At 67.7% G+C, this 16,095-nt stretch carries 17 protein-coding genes; 11 read left to right on the top strand and 6 right to left on the bottom strand.

Annotated elements, in window-relative coordinates:
• Positions 1-6: 6 nt before the first annotated feature.
• Complete coding sequence (locus AB0E63_RS03520) at positions 7-966, bottom strand: LysR family transcriptional regulator (RefSeq protein WP_360360699.1); 960 nt, start codon at positions 964-966, stop codon at positions 7-9.
• A 95-nt stretch (positions 967-1,061) separates the two neighbouring features.
• On the opposite strand from AB0E63_RS03520, the gene AB0E63_RS03515 reads away from it, so the two are divergent.
• The 6 genes from AB0E63_RS03515 (at position 1,062) to AB0E63_RS03490 (ending at position 7,040) form a co-directional block, all read left to right on the top strand.
• The gene (locus tag AB0E63_RS03515; RefSeq protein ID WP_360360696.1) at positions 1,062-1,808 is read left to right on the top strand and encodes a hypothetical protein; all 747 of its coding nucleotides are present in this window, start codon (positions 1,062-1,064) and stop codon (positions 1,806-1,808) included.
• A gap of 4 nt (positions 1,809-1,812) precedes the next feature.
• On the top strand, positions 1,813-2,817 hold the full coding sequence (locus AB0E63_RS03510; protein WP_360360693.1) for a D-2-hydroxyacid dehydrogenase family protein: 1,005 nt from the start codon (positions 1,813-1,815) through the stop codon (positions 2,815-2,817).
• Positions 2,814-3,602: an SDR family oxidoreductase gene (locus AB0E63_RS03505; RefSeq protein ID WP_360360690.1), complete on the top strand. Its 789-nt coding sequence runs from the start codon at positions 2,814-2,816 to the stop codon at positions 3,600-3,602. The genes AB0E63_RS03510 and AB0E63_RS03505 overlap by 4 nt, the downstream gene beginning before the upstream one ends.
• Positions 3,603-3,641: 39 nt before the next feature.
• On the top strand, positions 3,642-4,961 hold the full coding sequence (locus AB0E63_RS03500) for an MFS transporter (protein ID WP_360360687.1): 1,320 nt from the start codon (positions 3,642-3,644) through the stop codon (positions 4,959-4,961).
• Positions 4,962-4,975: 14 nt separating this feature from the next.
• Complete coding sequence (locus AB0E63_RS03495) at positions 4,976-5,350, top strand: RidA family protein (protein ID WP_360360684.1); 375 nt, start codon at positions 4,976-4,978, stop codon at positions 5,348-5,350.
• Between the two features lie 181 nt (positions 5,351-5,531).
• The gene (locus tag AB0E63_RS03490; RefSeq protein WP_360360681.1) at positions 5,532-7,040 is read left to right on the top strand and encodes a CoA-acylating methylmalonate-semialdehyde dehydrogenase; all 1,509 of its coding nucleotides are present in this window, start codon (positions 5,532-5,534) and stop codon (positions 7,038-7,040) included.
• Between the two features lie 671 nt (positions 7,041-7,711).
• Here the strand turns inward: AB0E63_RS03490 and AB0E63_RS03485 are convergent.
• Together AB0E63_RS03485 and AB0E63_RS03480 are read right to left on the bottom strand one after the other, a co-directional pair.
• Positions 7,712-8,377, bottom strand: coding sequence for a response regulator (locus AB0E63_RS03485; protein ID WP_360360678.1), 666 nt, complete (start codon positions 8,375-8,377; stop codon positions 7,712-7,714).
• On the bottom strand, positions 8,374-8,640 hold the full coding sequence (locus AB0E63_RS03480) for an ATP-binding protein (RefSeq protein WP_360360675.1): 267 nt from the start codon (positions 8,638-8,640) through the stop codon (positions 8,374-8,376). Before AB0E63_RS03480 ends, AB0E63_RS03485 begins: the two co-directional genes overlap by 4 nt.
• A gap of 48 nt (positions 8,641-8,688) precedes the next feature.
• Between AB0E63_RS03480 and AB0E63_RS03475 the strand changes: the two genes are divergently transcribed.
• The 4 genes from AB0E63_RS03475 to AB0E63_RS03460 all read left to right on the top strand — a co-directional run bounded on the left by AB0E63_RS03475 (position 8,689) and on the right by AB0E63_RS03460 (position 11,461).
• A complete protein-coding gene (locus AB0E63_RS03475) occupies positions 8,689-8,847 on the top strand; it encodes a hypothetical protein (protein ID WP_360360672.1) in 159 nt (52 codons plus the stop codon).
• Positions 8,848-8,922: 75 nt separating this feature from the next.
• Positions 8,923-9,252, top strand: a complete 330-nt coding sequence (locus tag AB0E63_RS03470; protein ID WP_360360669.1) for a hypothetical protein — start codon at positions 8,923-8,925, stop codon at positions 9,250-9,252.
• Between the two features lie 407 nt (positions 9,253-9,659).
• Positions 9,660-10,865, top strand: coding sequence for a hypothetical protein (locus AB0E63_RS03465; protein ID WP_360360667.1), 1,206 nt, complete (start codon positions 9,660-9,662; stop codon positions 10,863-10,865).
• A gap of 65 nt (positions 10,866-10,930) precedes the next feature.
• On the top strand, positions 10,931-11,461 hold the full coding sequence (locus AB0E63_RS03460; RefSeq protein WP_360360664.1) for a transposase: 531 nt from the start codon (positions 10,931-10,933) through the stop codon (positions 11,459-11,461).
• Between the two features lie 456 nt (positions 11,462-11,917).
• Here AB0E63_RS03460 and AB0E63_RS03455 read toward each other — a convergent pair whose 3' ends face one another.
• From AB0E63_RS03455 to AB0E63_RS03445, 3 genes are all read right to left on the bottom strand, one after another.
• Positions 11,918-12,415 carry an OsmC family protein gene (locus AB0E63_RS03455; RefSeq protein WP_360360661.1) on the bottom strand — a complete coding sequence of 166 codons (498 nt, stop codon included), beginning with the start codon at positions 12,413-12,415 and terminating at the stop codon, positions 11,918-11,920.
• A gap of 323 nt (positions 12,416-12,738) precedes the next feature.
• Complete coding sequence (locus tag AB0E63_RS03450) at positions 12,739-12,888, bottom strand: hypothetical protein (protein ID WP_360360658.1); 150 nt, start codon at positions 12,886-12,888, stop codon at positions 12,739-12,741.
• On the bottom strand, positions 12,875-13,174 hold the full coding sequence (locus AB0E63_RS03445; RefSeq protein ID WP_360360655.1) for a hypothetical protein: 300 nt from the start codon (positions 13,172-13,174) through the stop codon (positions 12,875-12,877). Before AB0E63_RS03445 ends, AB0E63_RS03450 begins: the two co-directional genes overlap by 14 nt.
• Before the next feature lie 96 nt (positions 13,175-13,270).
• On the opposite strand from AB0E63_RS03445, the gene AB0E63_RS03440 reads away from it, so the two are divergent.
• Positions 13,271-16,003, top strand: coding sequence for a BTAD domain-containing putative transcriptional regulator (locus tag AB0E63_RS03440; RefSeq protein WP_360360652.1), 2,733 nt, complete (start codon positions 13,271-13,273; stop codon positions 16,001-16,003).
• Positions 16,004-16,095: the final 92 nt, after the last annotated feature.

Raw genomic sequence — 16,095 nt, 5'->3', positions numbered from 1 at the left:
GGCCGGCTATCCGCAGATGTCGGCAACGAGCGAGCGGAACCACTGGTGAGCGGGGTGGACATGGAGCCGCTCATGCCACACGAGCTTGTAGATCAGCTTCTCGGTCTCGAAGGGCAGGTCGCGGACCACCAAGTCGTGCTGCTCGACGAGCATCCGGCCCGGCCCCTCGAGGAAGCCGCTCGGCACACAGGTCAGCAAGTCGCTCTCGCCGACGATCCGCAAGGCATGAGCGAAGTGGTTGACGACTGCGACGATCGTCCTTGTGCGACCATCCAGGCTGAGCCATCCGTCGACCACGCCTAGGTCCGAGCCTGACGGGGTCGCCAGCACGTGCGAAGCCGCCGCGAACTGCTCCAGGGTCATCTCTTGCGACAACGTGTGCCCGCGTTGCATCACGCACACGTAGCGATCCGTGCGAAGGCTCTGCACATGGATGGCACGAGGAAGCGCTGGAAACATGCCGACTGCGCAGTCCAGTGTGCCCCGTTCGATTCCGTCCAGCGAGCTGGCATTCGTGTGGAACGAGAACGCGATGCGGGCATAGGGCGACGTGGCCCTCAGTCTTGAGGTGATGCCGCAGACCGCTTCCGCCGCCAAGCTGTCGGTGACCGCGATCCGGAAGCTGGTGGGATCCGTGCGCGGATCGAACTGCTGGGGTGCGATCGAGGCTCGGATCACCGCCAGTGAGCGATGGAGCTCGGGCCAGATGGCGAGCATCCGCGCTGTCGGCTGCACGCCGTCCGCGACCTTGAGGAACAGCTGGTCCTGCGTCAGCTTTCGTGCGCGCCGAAGCGCGTTGCTGACGGCCGGCTGGCTCATCGACAGACTGGCCGCGGCGCGCGTCACGTTGCGTTCCATCATGACGGCTTCGATGACCGTGAGCAGGTTGAGATCAAGCCGCGCGTTATTCGTCTGAGTGATAATGCTCCCCCCAGACTGTCTATTGGACCATTCGAGGCTGCTCAAGCCACGCTATCAGCCATCGAACGCTATGACGGGCCTCACACAACGGCCGACATCTTGGCCGACTGGCGCCCTCGAACCCGTGAGGAATTTTCTCCATGAATTACGCTCCCGCCGGAGACGTGTTGCCCAAGCTGACTGGGAAGATCAGCCCCGACCGGATCCGCCTGCTGCGCACCCCGCGCCCGCCGGATGGCCTGGTCGAGAGATTCAAGCGCATCACCGACGCGACCAGCGTCGTCTCGGACGTCATGGACGAGCTGGGCATCACCGGGGTGATCGGTGCCTCGATCCTCAAGCCGACCATGCCATCCGCGAGCATCGTCGGGCCCGCGTTGACCGTGCGCAACATCATGCAGCGGGAGCACGTCTACGAATCGGCGCGGAGCCACGTCAACCGGATGGCGGAGTTCGAGGCGCACAACCTGGCGTTGCCCGGCGACGTGGTCGTGATCGATGGCGTCGCGGGCATTTCCAACATGGGTGGCATCTCGGCGCAGACCGGCAAGCGGCAGAGCGAAGCCGGCGCCATCATCTCCGGCGGCATCCGCGATCTCGGCCATTCGCGGCGGGTCGGTTACCCGGTGTGGGCCACGGAGATCACCCCGGTGACAGGCAAGTGGCGCATCGAGACCGTTGAGATCAATGGCGACGTGCAGATCGCGGGCGTCCGCGTCTCGCCCGGCGACATCGTCATCGCCGACGAGACCGGCGTGTGCTTCATCCCGATCGCGCGGGCGGCCGAGGTGCTGGAACGCGCGCTGGCCAAGACCGCCTTCGAGGAGGCGAAGTGCGCGGCGATCGACGCCGGCACTGCGGTCGCCGATCTCCCGACGAATGCGTGACGCCATGACCAGCCCCGTGCGGAAGCTCCGTGTCTCCGTCCTCGACGACTACCAGGACGTCGTCCGTACGCTCGACTGCTTCAGCAAGCTCCAGGGCCACGACGTCACGGTGTGGCACGACGCCGTTGCCGACGTGGACATCCTGGCTGAGCGGCTGTCCGACGCCGACGTGCTGGTCCTGCTGCGCGAGCGCACCAAAGTCGGCGAAGCCCTGCTCAGCCGCCTGCCGAACTTGAAGCTGATCAGCCAGAACGGTCACGTACCGCACATCGACCTCGCCGCGTGCACGCGGCATGGCGTGGTCGTGTCCTCGGCCGTGACCGCACGTCCGTCCTACCCCACGGTGGAGTTCACGTGGGGCCTGATCCTGGCCGCGATGCGCAACATCCCGCTCGAGAGTGCTGCGCTACGCGGCGGCAGCTGGCAGAGCACCCTCGGGCTGGGGCTGCGCGGCCGGACGCTGGGAATCTACGGCTTCGGCAGGCTCGGCTCGATGGTGGCGCGGATCGGCGTCGCGTTCGGAATGGAACTGCTCATCTGGGGACGGCAGGGCTCCCTGGAACGGGCGAGGGCCGAAGGCTTCCGGGTTGCCGCGAGCAAGCAGGCCCTGTTCGAGCAGTCGGACGTGCTCAGCCTGCACCTGCGCCTGAACGCGGAGAGCACGGGCCTGATCGGGTCCGACGACCTGGCCCTGATGAAGCCGACGGCGTTGCTGGTGAACACCAGCCGGGCGGAGCTGATCCAACCCGGTGCGCTCGTCGCGGCGTTGCGCGACGGCAGGCCCGGAAAGGCGGCGGTCGACGTGTTCGAGCACGAGCCACTGACCGATCCGACCGACCCGCTCCTGCAGCTGCCGAACGTCCTGTGCACACCGCATCTCGGCTATGTCGAACGCGACAACTACGAGTTCGGCTATGGCAATGCCTTCGACCAGATCGTGGCCTTCGCCCAGGGGACCCCGATCAACGTCCACAACCCCGACGTGCTGGAACAGGACCTGCTGAGATGAACCTCGAACTTGACGGAAAGGTCGTTCTGGTCACCGGCGGCAGCAAGGGTATCGGCCTGGCCTGCACCCGCGCCTTCGGCAACGAAGGGGCCCGCGTGGTCATCGTGTCACGCAGCCGCGACAATCTGGCCGCCGCCGTGAAGACCTCGGCCAAGGACGGCGTGGCGGTCACGGCGTTCCAGGCCGACCTGTCCGATGGGGCTGCGGCCGAAGAGGTCGTAGCGGCCGCCGAGGAGCAGGTCGGGCCGATTGCCGTCCTGGTCAACTGCGCCGGCGGCGCCACGCGCGTGCCCCCGAACGAGCTGACGCCGGACCGGTGGCGGGTGGCGATGGACGCGAAGTTCTTCACGTACATGAACGTCATGGACCACATCCTGCCGCGGATGGTGGCGCGGCAGTCCGGCGCGATCGTCAACATCATCGGCACCGGCGGCAAGATCGCCTCGCCGATCCACCTCCCCGGCGGGGCAGCGAACGCGGCACTGATGCTGGCGTCCGCCGGACTGGCAGCTGCTTGGGGCCACGCCGGCGTCCGCGTCAACGTCATCAACCCCGCGGCGACCATGACCGACCGGGTGCAGATGTCCCTGGAGGCCCAGTCGCGCATGACCGGAAGGCCGCCCGAGGAGCTCTTGCGTGAGAACCAGGCGCGCATCCCGCTCGGGAGGTACGCGAAACCTGAGGAAGTCGCCGATGCGGCGCTGTACCTGGCCAGCGCCCGGGCGTCGTACGTGACCGGCGCTTCGCTGACGATGGACGGAGGTCTGACACCACTTGTCGTTTGAGGGGGAGCCGTAGACGATCAAAATTCTTGGAGGAACTGAATGTTCGGTTGGTATCGAGAACTGACCAAGCGCGAACGCAACACGTTCTGGGGATGCTTCGCGGGATGGGCGGTCGATGCGATGGATGCGCAGCTCTTCAGCTTCGTGCTCCCCGTGCTCATCGCAGCCTGGGGCATGACGACGGCGCAGGCCGGCTACCTGGCCACGGCGACACTGCTCTCGGCGGCCATCGGTGGCTGGACGTGTGGCCTTCTGGCGGACCGATTCGGCCGCGTCCGCATCATGCAGTTCACGATTCTCTGGTTCTCGGTGTTCACGTTCATCGCGGGCTTCACGCAGAACTTCGAGCAGCTCCTCACCGTGCGCGTGCTGCAGGGACTGGGGTTCGGTGGCGAGTGGGCGGCCGGTGCGGTGCTGATGGGCGAGATCATCCGGCCTGCGCATCGCGGCAAGGCTGTGGGTTCCGTCCAGAGTGGCTTCGGCATCGGCTGGAGCTTGGCGGCGCTCTTGGCCGGTGTGGTCCTGGCCCACGTTCCGTCGGAGTACGGCTGGCGCGCGCTCCTGATGATCGGCGTACTGCCCGGCCTCCTGGTGCTGTTCCTGCGCCGCAGACTCGAGGAGCCGGAGCTGTACCAGCAGACGCGCGCTGCCATGTCGGCCAACGGCCGCCGCCCCGGGCTCGGGGCGATCTTCGGGCCGGGGACGCGATCGACCACGATCTTGGCGTCACTGCTGGCCTTCGGCGTGATCGGCGTCGGTGGGGCGATCGTCAACTGGCTGCCGACCTTCATGAAGACCGTACGGCACCTGTCGCCCGGCCAGGCGGGGTTCTACGTGTTCCTGGTGACCGGCGGTTCCTTCTTCGGGTTCCTGGCGAGCGCGTACCTGGGAGACGCACTCGGCCGGCGGCGGACGTTCCAGCTGTTCCTGGTCTGCTCCTGGCTCGTGACGGTCGCGTACATGTTCTTGCCGCTATCTGGCTGGGGACTGATCGTGATGGGTGTGCCGTTCGGCTTCTTCACGATCGGTAACTACGCGTCGCTGGGCCCATTCTTCACGGAGCTGTTCCCGACCGCGATCCGCGGCAGCGGGCAGAGCTTCGCCTACAACTTCGGCAAGGCGGCCGGCGCCGTCGCGGTCTCCTGCATCGGCATTCTTGCCCAGTGGATCACTCTGGCCGAGGCCATCGGGCTGGTCGCGCTGTTGGGCTACAGCATCGCGATCCTGGCCACGGTGCGGCTTCCGGAGACGAAGGGGCTCAACCTCACGCCAGGTTTCGGCACCGCTGCGGACCAGGACGATCGGGCGAACGCCGCGGCGCCCACCGCGTCCGCTGCGGCGGAGGGAGTGAAGCCGTGAGCCGTCGGAGGAGTGTGATCGTCAAGGAGCTCGCCCACAAGCACCCCGTGCCCAACGCCTGTCGGATCGGAAACCTGCTCGTATCGGGCGCGATCCATGGCGTGAACCCCGGCACGCACGCCCTGCCGGAGGACCTGACCGCCCAGTGCGTCAACGTCTTCGCCAACATGAAGGCCATCGTCGAGGCTGCCGGCGGCACCACGGAGAACATCATCAAGGTGACCGTCTACCTGCGCGACCGCGACAACCGCGAGCCGGTGAATGCGGAATGGGTCAGCATGTTCCCGGACCCCGCGTCGCGGCCTGCGCGGCACTCTCAACCCTTGCTGGTGGACGGCCCGTCGCTGGTTCAGTGCGACTTCATGGCATTGGTCGGAGAGGCGCCGTGACCTGACGAACCCAGAGAACGTCCGAGCGGGCGGCTGTGGCCACTGAGCCTGTCCACAACTGCCCGGTCGGTGCGTTCGACGGCCGTGACGCCTCCGGTCGGTCAAGCGCTGCACGGTCAACGTGCAGACCGCGCCCCATGGTCTCGCCCTGAGGCCGTTCCATCACTGCAAGGAGATCTCCATGTCGACAGCGCCACCCTCCCGCATCACCCATCTCGTTGCCGGCATGCCCTGGACAGGCACGGCCGAGCGCACCAGTGAGGTCTTCAACCCGGCAACCGGCGAGGTCTCCGGCGTTGTCGACCTCGCGTCGGCCGACCTCGTCGCCGAGGTCGTCGAGATCGCGAAGCAGGCCTGGCAGGAGAGCTGGGGAAACATCTCCCAGGCCAAGCGGAGCCAGGTGCTCTTCGCGTTCCGCGAACTGCTCAACCGCGACAAGGAGCGCATCGCCGCCCTGATCACCGCTGAGCACGGCAAGGTGCTCAGTGACGCGCTGGGTGAGGTGACCAGGGGTCTCGAGGTGGCGGAGTTCGCCTGTGGCATTCCGACTCTGATGAAGGGCGGGTTCACCGAAAACGCCTCGACCCGGGTCGACGTCTACTCGATCCGCCAGAGTCTCGGCGTGGTCGCGGTCATCTCGCCGTTCAACTTCCCCGCCATGGTCCCGCTCTGGTTCGTGCCGATCGCCATCGCGTGCGGTAATGCCGTGGTCCTCAAGCCCAGCGAGAAGGACCCGAGCGCCACCATCGCGGTGGCCGAGCTGTGGAAAGCGGCGGGGCTCCCCGACGGCATCCTCAATGTCGTCAACGGCGACAAGGAGGCCGTCGACGCCCTGCTCACCCACCCCGACGTCAAGGCCGTGTCGTTCGTCGGCTCGACCCCGATCGCGCGCTACGTCTACGAGACGGGCGCCGCGCACGGCAAGCGAGTCCAGGCGCTCGGCGGAGCCAAGAATCACATGCTGGTGCTGCCCGACGCCGACCTCGACCTTGCCGCGGACGCGGCGATCAACGCGGGCTTCGGCTCCGCCGGAGAGCGCTGCATGGCGATCTCGGCCCTGGTTGCGGTCGACGTGATCGCCGACGAGCTGATCGAGAAGATCAAAGACCGGATGGGCAAGCTGCGGACCGGCGACGGCACCCGCGGCTGCGACATGGGCCCGCTGGTCACCGGACCGCACCTCGACAAGGTCACGTCGTACGTCGAGGCCGGGGTCGAGGCCGGGGCCGAGCTGGTGGTGGACGGCCGCAACGGCCAGTACGACGCCGACGGCGAGGGCTTCTTCCTGGCGCCGACGCTCTTCGACAAGGTCAGGCCGGGAATGTCGATCTACGACGAGGAGATCTTCGGGCCGGTGCTGTCGGTCGTCCGGGTCGCGACGTACGACGACGGGCTGGAGCTCATCAACGCCAACCCCTACGGCAACGGCACCGCGATCTTCACCAACGACGGCGGAGCCGCGCGCCGCTTCCAGAACGAGGTCGAGGTCGGGATGGTCGGCGTCAACGTGCCGATCCCGGTGCCGGTGTCCTACTACTCGTTCGGCGGCTGGAAGAACAGCCTCTTCGGCGACAGCCACGCCCACGGGGCCGAGGGCGTGCAGTTCTTCACCCGTGGCAAGGTCGTCACCTCGCGGTGGCTCGACCCCAGCCACGGAGGTCTGAACCTCGGCTTCCCCCAGAACGACTAGCACAGCCACCCGCGGAGACCGACCCTTCGAGCACACCAAGGTCGCCGACGCTCCACGTCTGCGACACAGCCTCAGCTCGTCCATCCAGCGAAACTACCGGCAGCTGATCAACCTCCCTGGACATCACCGATAGCGGGTATCCAGCCTTCGCCTTCGGGCCTCGTAGCTTGCGGCGTCCGAGGAGAACGCTTCATGGCTGCCGTGATGTCCTTCTTGCGCAGGGCGTCGGCCAGTCTGGCGACGACGCGGCGCATCAGGGGAGGAGCGGTCTCTCTGACGGTGGACTCCCGGAAGCTCGTCGGCCATTTGGCGGAGTTGGGGTGTCCTGCTGCACCCGTGCCGTCCTTGGTTCCGCGTACGGCGGTCGAGCGGCGGCAGCCGAGTTTCGCCGGGAGATGGAGCAGCGGGAGGCGGAGATCAAGATCGGCCGGCGAGAAGACCAGGGCCGGCGGTGAGGCGGACGGCGTACCAGATCCGTTGCCTGTCGCCATCGTTGCCTCAAGCATCGAGTAGGTAGCTACGGGGGCGGGGGTCCAACGGCACGAGACTGGCCTGAGCCGGCTGGAGCGGCCCAGACCTCTCGGCGACTCCGGCGCCCAAGCCAACTGGGCGGACCGCGTCGCCGGCCCATGGCTCGAGTCCAGGATCCGCCGCCGGCCGGGCCGCCCAGCTCACAGTGCGGTAATCCAGACGTACTGATGTTCTGGTCGTCCGGTCGAGCCGTACCGGAGGCTGAGCGTCGCGCGTCCGTCGTCTGCGAGCGCAGCCAGGTAGCGCTGCGCGGTGGCTCGGGAAATACCGAGTTCGTCGGCCACGTCGGCGGCCGTCCGGGGGTTGTCGGCCCGCCGCAACGCTTCCGTCACCAGCCGGGCGGTCACCGGCGACTGCCCTTTCGGCGTCGGTGGCTTGTCTGCCTCGTGCAGGGCATCGATGGCCCGATCGACGGCCTGCTGGCTCAGTTCGTTCGGCTGGTCGCCGAGCAGGGTGCGATACCGCACATAGGCCCGCAGCCGCGAGGTCAATTGCTCCGAACTGAATGGTTTGATCAGGTAGTTCACCGCGCCCGCGGCGAACGCCGCCCGCACGGAGGTCGCAGACGAATCCGCGGTGACCATGAAGATGTCGACGCGTAGCTCCGCTGCGAGGTCGATCCCGGGTCGGTCGGGCAGGTAGTTGTCGAGCAGCACGAGGTCAGGCTTCAGATCCGCAACCGACCGCACCGCATCCGCTGCGGTGTGGGCCACGCCGATGACCTTCAGACCTGCGACCTGCCCGACGTACCACGAGTGCACCTCAGCGACCCGGAAGTCGTCGTCGACCACGAGTACGCCGATCACGAGGACGCTCCGTCCAGTACGTCGGGAAGATGGGCAACGAACACGGTCTGCGTACCGCCACGGCCTGGGTTGGTCAGTTCGACCTCGCCGCCGAGATCTCGCGCTGTCTGCCGGGCGATCGCCAGGCCGAGCCCGCGATCGGCGCCGCGAGTCGAGATGCCTTCGACGAAGATTGCCTCGCACTGATCGGGGGATACTCCGTCGCCGGTGTTGGCAACCGAGATCACGAGTTTGGTTCCGTCGGACAGCAGGTCGACTTCCACCGCGGCCGGGCGATGGATCGATGCGTGGGCCGGCGTGGAGGAGCAACCGTGACCGCGCTCGTCCGAGCCGAGCTCCGCAAGCTCACGACCACCAGGCTCTGGCTGTGGATGCTGGTCCTCGGCCTGGCCACGGTCGGCGGGACCACGAGCGCCGCGATCGGTTTCGCCGAGCCGGGACCGCTCGGCCTCGACACCGCTCCCGGGTAACGCACCGTCTTCGCGCAGGCCACCGCGACGCTGGTCGCGGCCGGGATCCTCGGCATCATCGCGGTCACCGGCGAGTTGGCGCACCAGACGGCCACGCCGACGTTCCTCGCGACGCCTCGCCGGGGGAGGGTGGTCGTCGCGAAGCTCGTCACCTACGCCGTGGCGGGGCTCGGGTACGCCGCGGCCTGCACCGTCGTCCTCCTCGCGGTGGCCCTCCCGTGGTTCGCCGCCAAGCATGTCGACATCGTGCTCTCCGGCACCGACCTCGCCCGGACCCTCGGCGGGGTCGGCATCGAGGTGGCGCTGTACGCCGTGCTCGGGGTCGCTGTGGGCCGCCTGATGCGCAACCAGATCGCGGTGATCGTGGGTTCGTCGTGTACATCTTCGTCGTTGGCCCGATCCTGAGTGGGGTCGAGGCCACCGCCGAGGTGGCGCAGTACTGCCCTACCAGGCCGGCAACGCGCTGGGCCGGCTCACTTCCTCGGTCGACGCGGCGATGCCTGGGCAGGCCGCGGGCGGGCTGGTGCTGCTTGCCTGGGCGCTCGCTTCGCCGCTCTGGGCACCCGCGTGGCCATCCGCCGCGACATCGCATAGCGAAACCGATAGGCGTGACCGCAGCAAGAACGGGGCGCACACGGCGATCAGCCGCGCTCGCTCTTCGGCATGACCGCGCGAACAGTGGCTGCGCACCGCTGCCGCTACCAAGAAGCGTTCAGCGCCGGCCGACCGCAGTCACTCGGTACACGGGGGCATGGACAACGCGTGCTCCCAGGTCGAGGATGCAAGGAATCATCGAGCCTTGGGAGGGGCGTATGAGGATGACGAGGCGGCGGGTCATGGCAGTCGGGTGCTCGATCGGGCTGCTGCTGGGACCCCTGGGGGTGGCTGGTCCGGCGCAGGCGCAGGATCCGCCGGCCAAGCCGGTCACGGTGATGACGCGCAATATCTACCTCGGCGCGGACATCAACCGGCCGGTCGAGGCGGCTCTCCGCGGGGCGGCGCAACCCGGGGCGAACCAGCTCACGATCGTCACCGCCCTGGCGAATGCGACCCAGGTGACCCGCGCGATCGTCGACCGCACCGACTTCGCCGTGCGCGGACGGCTGCTGGCCGACGAGATCGTCGATGCACGGCCGGACCTGATCGGGCTTCAGGAGGTCGCCCTGTGGCGGCACGGGCCGTTGCAGCTGAATCAGGTGGGGGTGCCGAACGCGGGGACCGTCGACTACGACTTCCTGCAGATCCTGCTCGACGAGCTGGCCGAGCGCGGCACGCCGTACGTCGCGGCCAGCATCGCGAACCGGGCAGATGTCGAGTCGCCGAGCTTCACCGGCTCGATCGCCGTGCCCGGTGGCAACCCTCGCGACATCCGCCTGACGATGCGCGACGTCGTCCTGATGCGCGCGTCGAGCAGCCTCACCACGTTGGACGAGGGCCAGGACATCTACGACGTGAACCTGCAGGTCGGCGTTGCCGGAGTGGACTTCGACTTCGACCGCGGCTACCAGTGGGTCGACGTCCGGGCGGGCGCGCAGCGGTTCCGATTCGTGAACACGCACCTCGAGGCGTTCAGCTCCGACATCGCGCTGGCCCAGGCCAACGAGTTGGTCACCGAGGCGACGTCGCCGAACCGGAGCACGGTGTTCGTCTGCGACTGCAACTCCGACCCCGTGAACAGCTCGATCAAGCCGATCGACCATGTGCCGCACAAGGCGCCGTACGAACTGATCACTGGCGCCGGCGGCTACACCGACCTGTGGAAGGACTCCGGCCGGCCCGCGGACTTGCCCGGCTTCGACGCCGGCGACACCTCCGGCCTCAACGAGACGGTGGACGAGGCGGCCCCCGGATCATGGACGCACCGCATCGACATGGTGTTCGGCCGTACTGCGGACGGGGACGCGCTCACCACCGACCGTGGCCAGGTGACCGGCCGCGACGGCGACCCGCGCGACCCGACGACCGGGCTGTGGCCGTCCGACCACGCCGGCGTCGTGATGCGCGTCCGAGGGCTGTGAGCAGCTGACCGGAGCTGTTTGCCACCGGCAACGGGCGCAAGACCGACCCGGTCGATGCCCGCTCGGTGGCGCTGGCCGCGTTGTACGCCCCGGCCGACCCGGGGCTGCGGCGAGTCGAGGTCGATGACGACCTGGTCGTGATGGGACTGCTGGTCGACCGCCGCGACGAGCTCGGCAGGGCCTGGACCCAAACCTTGAACCGGCTGCACCGGTTGCTGCTGGAGCTGGTTCCCGGCGGCGCCAAGCAGTACTTGTCGGCACCGCAGGCCAGGACCTTGATCGCGACCACCAGGCCGCGAGACCTGGTCGGCAAGACCCGGCGCCGGCTCGCGGTCGAGCTGCTCACCGAACTCGAGGCCATCGACCAGAAGATCAAGGTGGCCGAAAAGGACCTCGCGGCACTGGTCACCGAGCGCGGCTCCACCCTGATGGACCTGACCGGCATTGGACCCACCGGGGCGGCGCGGCTGCTGGCCGATGTCGGCGACATCCACCGGTTCGCCGACAAGTACCGCGCGCCCTCAAACGACGTCTGTCGAACGTCGTGTACGCACGGATGGCCGCCGACCAGAACAGCCGCGAGCACGCTCAGGTGACGGGCCCAGGAGGGCACCAGGGCAACGACTCTGTCTCCAGCGCGGCCGGCTCACAGCCCCATACCGGCTCTTCGGACAAGCCACTTCCCGGACCCGCCATCAGCCAGCGTAGAACCCTCGTCCCCGCGATGTCTTGACCTAAAGGGGTGCCATGAGCGGACGTCGCGATGCGATGGCGCAGAGCGTGGTCACTGCTCGTCGGTGGGCCAGACGAGGTGGGCCTGGAGTGGTGCAGTCTGCGAGGGCCTGGTGTGGGCGCAGGGTCCTGCAGGTCTGCCGGAACGGCGCCGAAGAACCGTTCGACCACGCCGTTGGTTTGCGGGCTCCTCAGCACGGTCCGCACGTGCCGCAGCAGCGGGTCGTCGCTGGCGAAGGCCTCGGCGAACGACTCACCCCGGCAATCCTTCCCGACCGACAACCCTTGCCCCTGCCGAACAGTCTGACTTGGGAACTGAGTCAAGAAGGTGGCAGCACTTGATCTTGTCGCTGGCCGCGGAGCCGGTGCACCGTTGCTCCGGCCCGGATGGCGCGAGGGATCTCGGCTACGTCGTCAACGAGGTCCAACAGCCGGGCAAGCTCTTGGGCGGTCGCAGACGAACTCAGCTCGACCGAATAGGTGATGCCAGTCGATGTCCACGTCTCGGCGTCGAAGCCTCCGGCAGCCGATACCCGCACTCCGTCGACCTGGATCCCGAGTGTGGCGGCCTCTCGATATACGTCGTTGAGAACGCACCCAGCCGCTGCTAGGTGTAACAGGTGGGCTCCGCTGAACGCCGCGTCGACGATCACGCCCTCGGACGTCCAGCGATGCGGGAACTGGATTGCATGGGTGTCATTCGATCTCAACGAGCCTGCGCTCACCACGACGTCGAACTGGTTCATCGGCACCCCTTTTGCGCTGTTCGACCTGGTCATTGTCACCCTCGCAGCGATCCCTACGAGTACTGCGAGCACGCGTCGCCACCGACCGGATGCGGCCTGGGACGTCGATGTCACAAGCCCGCGGCGGATATCTGCCGCCGGCCTCGCGCGTGCCCGGGCCGACGTAGGAGGCCTTCGGCAACGGCGCGGGCTTCAGGTGTCCACGCCGGCGGGCGCAGCGTCTGACGGTCGAGCTTGATCACGACTCGGCGACCTTCGGCGAAGACGGTTGTGCCGTCGGAGGAACAGACAGAAGGTGTGCACCGCGCAGGACGTACCCGTGTGCTCGAGCCAGAAGTGAACGGCCACAGCACATGGCCCGCGGATCGGGCCGCGGTAACTGATGCTGAACTCCTTCACGACGTTGAACGCGTCTGCGGTGGTGGGCCTGCCTTCACCAAGGTGTGGCCGTGGTGTCTCCAGAAGGTGGCCAACGCCCGCTCGATCAGCAACGCGTACCGGGCGTTGTGGGCCATCCCCAGCGGGGCGAGGTCATCGAAGTGCACCTTGCTCGCCTCGCAGTACGAGGACGACGTCGGCGACGTCACGCACCGACTCCTCTACGCGGTAGACGTGGCAGATCGAGCGGGCCAGCTCGCCGCCCATGAACCGCTCCATCGACACAGCGGAATCCCAAACGTAGATGCCGCCGTACTCACCGCTGCGGAACCGGAGATAGTACTTCTGCAGTAGCCCTGGGATGGCAAGGTACTCGGGCGCGCGGACATGGAAGAGCTCTCTTATGCGCTCGTCCGACAGCGCCGAACGGAAGCGGACGATGTGGATGACCATGGTTTCCTCCTCGGTGATTGCACCACCAGCCTGACCGCAGCTTCTGGTCCCGCGCTGGAGTATCTCTGGAGGCGTCGGCATCCGTACGCTTCGAACGTGGAGTACGAAGTGCTCGGACCGATGCGAGTGCTCGACAACAACGGCGCCGAGGTACAGCTGTCCGCACCCAAGTTGCGGACCTTGCTGGCTCTGTTGTTGGTAAACCGCGGCCGGCACGTAAGTGTTGACCGGATCGCGGACACTCTGTGGGGCGACGTACCGCCCCGGTCTGCTCCCAACCTCATCCACGGCTACATACGGGACCTGCGCCGGTGTCTCGGCGCCCAGGAGGTCACGACGGTCCCGGGAGGATACCGGCTCGACGTCAGCCCGGTCTCGGTTGATGCGGCGCGCTTCGAGGATCTGGTCCGCGCCCGCAGGTATCAAGAGGCGCTGGCACTGTGGCGTGGAGCGGCCCTTGAGGAATGGATCGACCAGCCCTGGGCGCGGGCGACCGCAGCGCGCCTGGAGGAGGTGCGCCGCCTTTCCGCCGTGGAGGCTCGCTTGGCCCAGGAGCTCGACGCGGGCCTCGGAGCCGCAGTGGTTGCCGAGCTCGCGGTGCTCGTCGACGAGCACCCCATGCGTGAGCGGTTGCGCGTCCTACAGGTAAAGGCCCTCTACGCGGCTGGCCGGCAAGCTGACGCACTCGCGGCGTACGCGCGGGCCCGCCGGTATCTCGCTGACGAGGAGGGGCTGGAACCGGGACCCGAGTTGCGTGCGGTGGAGGCCGCCGTACTCGCACAAGACTCGTCCCTGACCGCCGCTCCAGCCCGCCCCGCGGCGGCTCCACCGTCACCGGTGACCCGGTTGATTGGTCGCGACAGCGATCTTGCCACGCTGCGGTCAGCGCTGACGGTGTCTCGTCTCGTGACGCTGACCGGACCGGGTGGGATTGGCAAGACCAGGCTCGCGGTCGAGGCCGCCGCCGCGCTAGCCCCACGCGGGGCGGTGTGGTTTGTTGAACTCGCCCCGGTCCTGGCTGGCAGCGATGTCGCCACGAGTGTGGCTCGAGCACTTCAGTTAGCCGAGTCCCCCGGGCATGAGATCGATCTCATGTGCGACTACCTGTCCCGGCGGCGAGGCTTGCTGGTCCTGGATACCTGCGAACACGTTGTTGAGGTGGTGGCGGGGCTGGCGACCAGCCTGCTGTCCCGCTGCCCGGACCTGTGGATCCTTGCGACCACCCGCCAGCCGCTGCGGGCTCCCGGCGAGCAGATCGTTCAACTGAGCGGGCTCGACGAGACTGCGGGCGCCGAGCTGTTCACATCACGCGCCCGGGCGGCGAACCCAACGGCCGAGCTCAACGTCGAGGGTGTGCGGGCCATCGTCGGCAGGCTGGAGGGACTTCCGCTCGCGCTCGAGCTGGCTGCGGCCAGAACCGCCGCAGTTTCGCTGGAGCAGCTCGTCAGCAGTCTGGATCAGCCGCTGGACGCGCTCGCGGCTGATGCACTCGCGGGTGACCCGAGGCATCGCACAATGCGGGCGGTGATCGGCTGGAGCCACGATCTACTTGATGCGCGAGATCGGGAGGCTTTCGCTGCTCTGTCCGTGTTCGTGGGTTCCTTCGACCGTGAGGCCGCCGGCGCGGTTGTCGGCGACGACGGGTCGGACGCGGTCGACCACCTGCTCGGGCGTTCGTTGCTCACGCGAGATTTCGATCTGATCGGGCGGGCTCGTTACCGCTTCCTCGACCCGGTGCGACACTTCGCCCGAGAGAGGGCGACAGCGACAACGCGCGGCGGCTCGCGGCGGCGACACGTCGAGTATCACGTGAGTCTCGCAGCACGAATCAACGACCGGATCCAGACAGCGGAGGCGACGGCGTGGGCCGCGGTCGCTCGCGCCAGCGCCGAAGACCTGCGAAAGGCGACCACCCACGCCATCGCCGAGCGCTGGGCATCCGCCGGTCGCCTCGTCGCCGACTTGTACTGGCCGTGGTTCCTCGCCGGCCAACTCTCGGAACTCCGATCATGGGCGAATGCCGTCCTCGGCACCGAGACCAACCCTCATATCCGCGTTCGCCTGTTGCGGATTCTCGCTTCGACCGCCCTCGCCCAAGGCGACGCGGCCATAGCTATTGACCATGCGCGCCGGCAGCTCGACGCCGCGACCGCCCTGCAGGACCCGGAGCTCGTCGCTCTCGCCGAGAACCTACTCGGGATGGCCGCCTGGGCACAGGGCGACTACACCGCCGCCCATGAACATCACGTCGCTGCCATGAGTAGCGCACGCAACTCCGGCCGGCTGTGGACGCTTGCCCTTGTCACCGCACTGGCCGGTCGGTCCGCCCACGCGAAAGGAGACCAGGACGCGGGCGAACAGTTGCTTCGGGAGGCTCAAGCCCTGGCGGAGGAGGTCGGCGAGCCGATGGTGCTCGGCAGCGCCCTGGACTACCGAGCGCATGCGGAGTTCGCGTTGGGTCGCACCGCGGAGGCGTCCGCGCTGGCATCGGGGAGCCTCGCGGCGTACCAGAGCATCGGTTATCAGGAGGGGCTCGCCTCGGCCGGCACGTTGGCGGCTCAACTCGCTGTCTTGGCCGGTGATCACGAACGGGCGGAGACGCTGCTAAGTCAGGCGCTCGACGTGTCCCGGCGTCTGCGTCATCTCGGTGGTACGGCTTCCGTCCTGGAGGCGATGGCCGTGCTCGACCACGACCGAGGCGATCACCAACGAGCCCGCCTACACCTTGACGAAGCCCGCGCCCTCAGGCAGCAGACCGGAACCGTACCCACTCCGGCTCTGCGCGATGAACTCAGCCGTGTTGAGCGGTCACTCGCCCTCGAACGATGAACGCGGTCCTGCATCGATGCGTTTCTCCCTGAGGTTCCCGACTCCTCCCTCGGTCAATACGTACCCGTTCGATCCGACCACCGCGTGATCGA

The organism is Kribbella sp. NPDC026596, assembly GCF_040638415.1.
Classification (GTDB): domain Bacteria; phylum Actinomycetota; class Actinomycetes; order Propionibacteriales; family Kribbellaceae; genus Kribbella.
Note: the sequence above shows the minus strand (reverse complement) of the source record. Positions and strands in the feature narration are given on the sequence as shown.

Excerpts from the sequence above, each read along its gene's own strand:
- AB0E63_RS03500 (WP_360360687.1), top strand. The coding sequence starts at position 3,642 with ATGTTCGGTTGGTATCGAGAACTGACCAAGCGCGAACGCAACACGTTC.
- AB0E63_RS03445 (WP_360360655.1), bottom strand. The coding sequence starts at position 13,174 with ATGGTCATCCACATCGTCCGCTTCCGTTCGGCGCTGTCGGACGAGCGC.
- AB0E63_RS03465 (WP_360360667.1), top strand. The coding sequence starts at position 9,660 with ATGAGGATGACGAGGCGGCGGGTCATGGCAGTCGGGTGCTCGATCGGG.
- AB0E63_RS03490 (WP_360360681.1), top strand. The coding sequence starts at position 5,532 with ATGTCGACAGCGCCACCCTCCCGCATCACCCATCTCGTTGCCGGCATG.
- AB0E63_RS03510 (WP_360360693.1), top strand. The coding sequence starts at position 1,813 with ATGACCAGCCCCGTGCGGAAGCTCCGTGTCTCCGTCCTCGACGACTAC.
- AB0E63_RS03505 (WP_360360690.1), top strand. The coding sequence starts at position 2,814 with ATGAACCTCGAACTTGACGGAAAGGTCGTTCTGGTCACCGGCGGCAGC.
- AB0E63_RS03515 (WP_360360696.1), top strand. The coding sequence starts at position 1,062 with ATGAATTACGCTCCCGCCGGAGACGTGTTGCCCAAGCTGACTGGGAAG.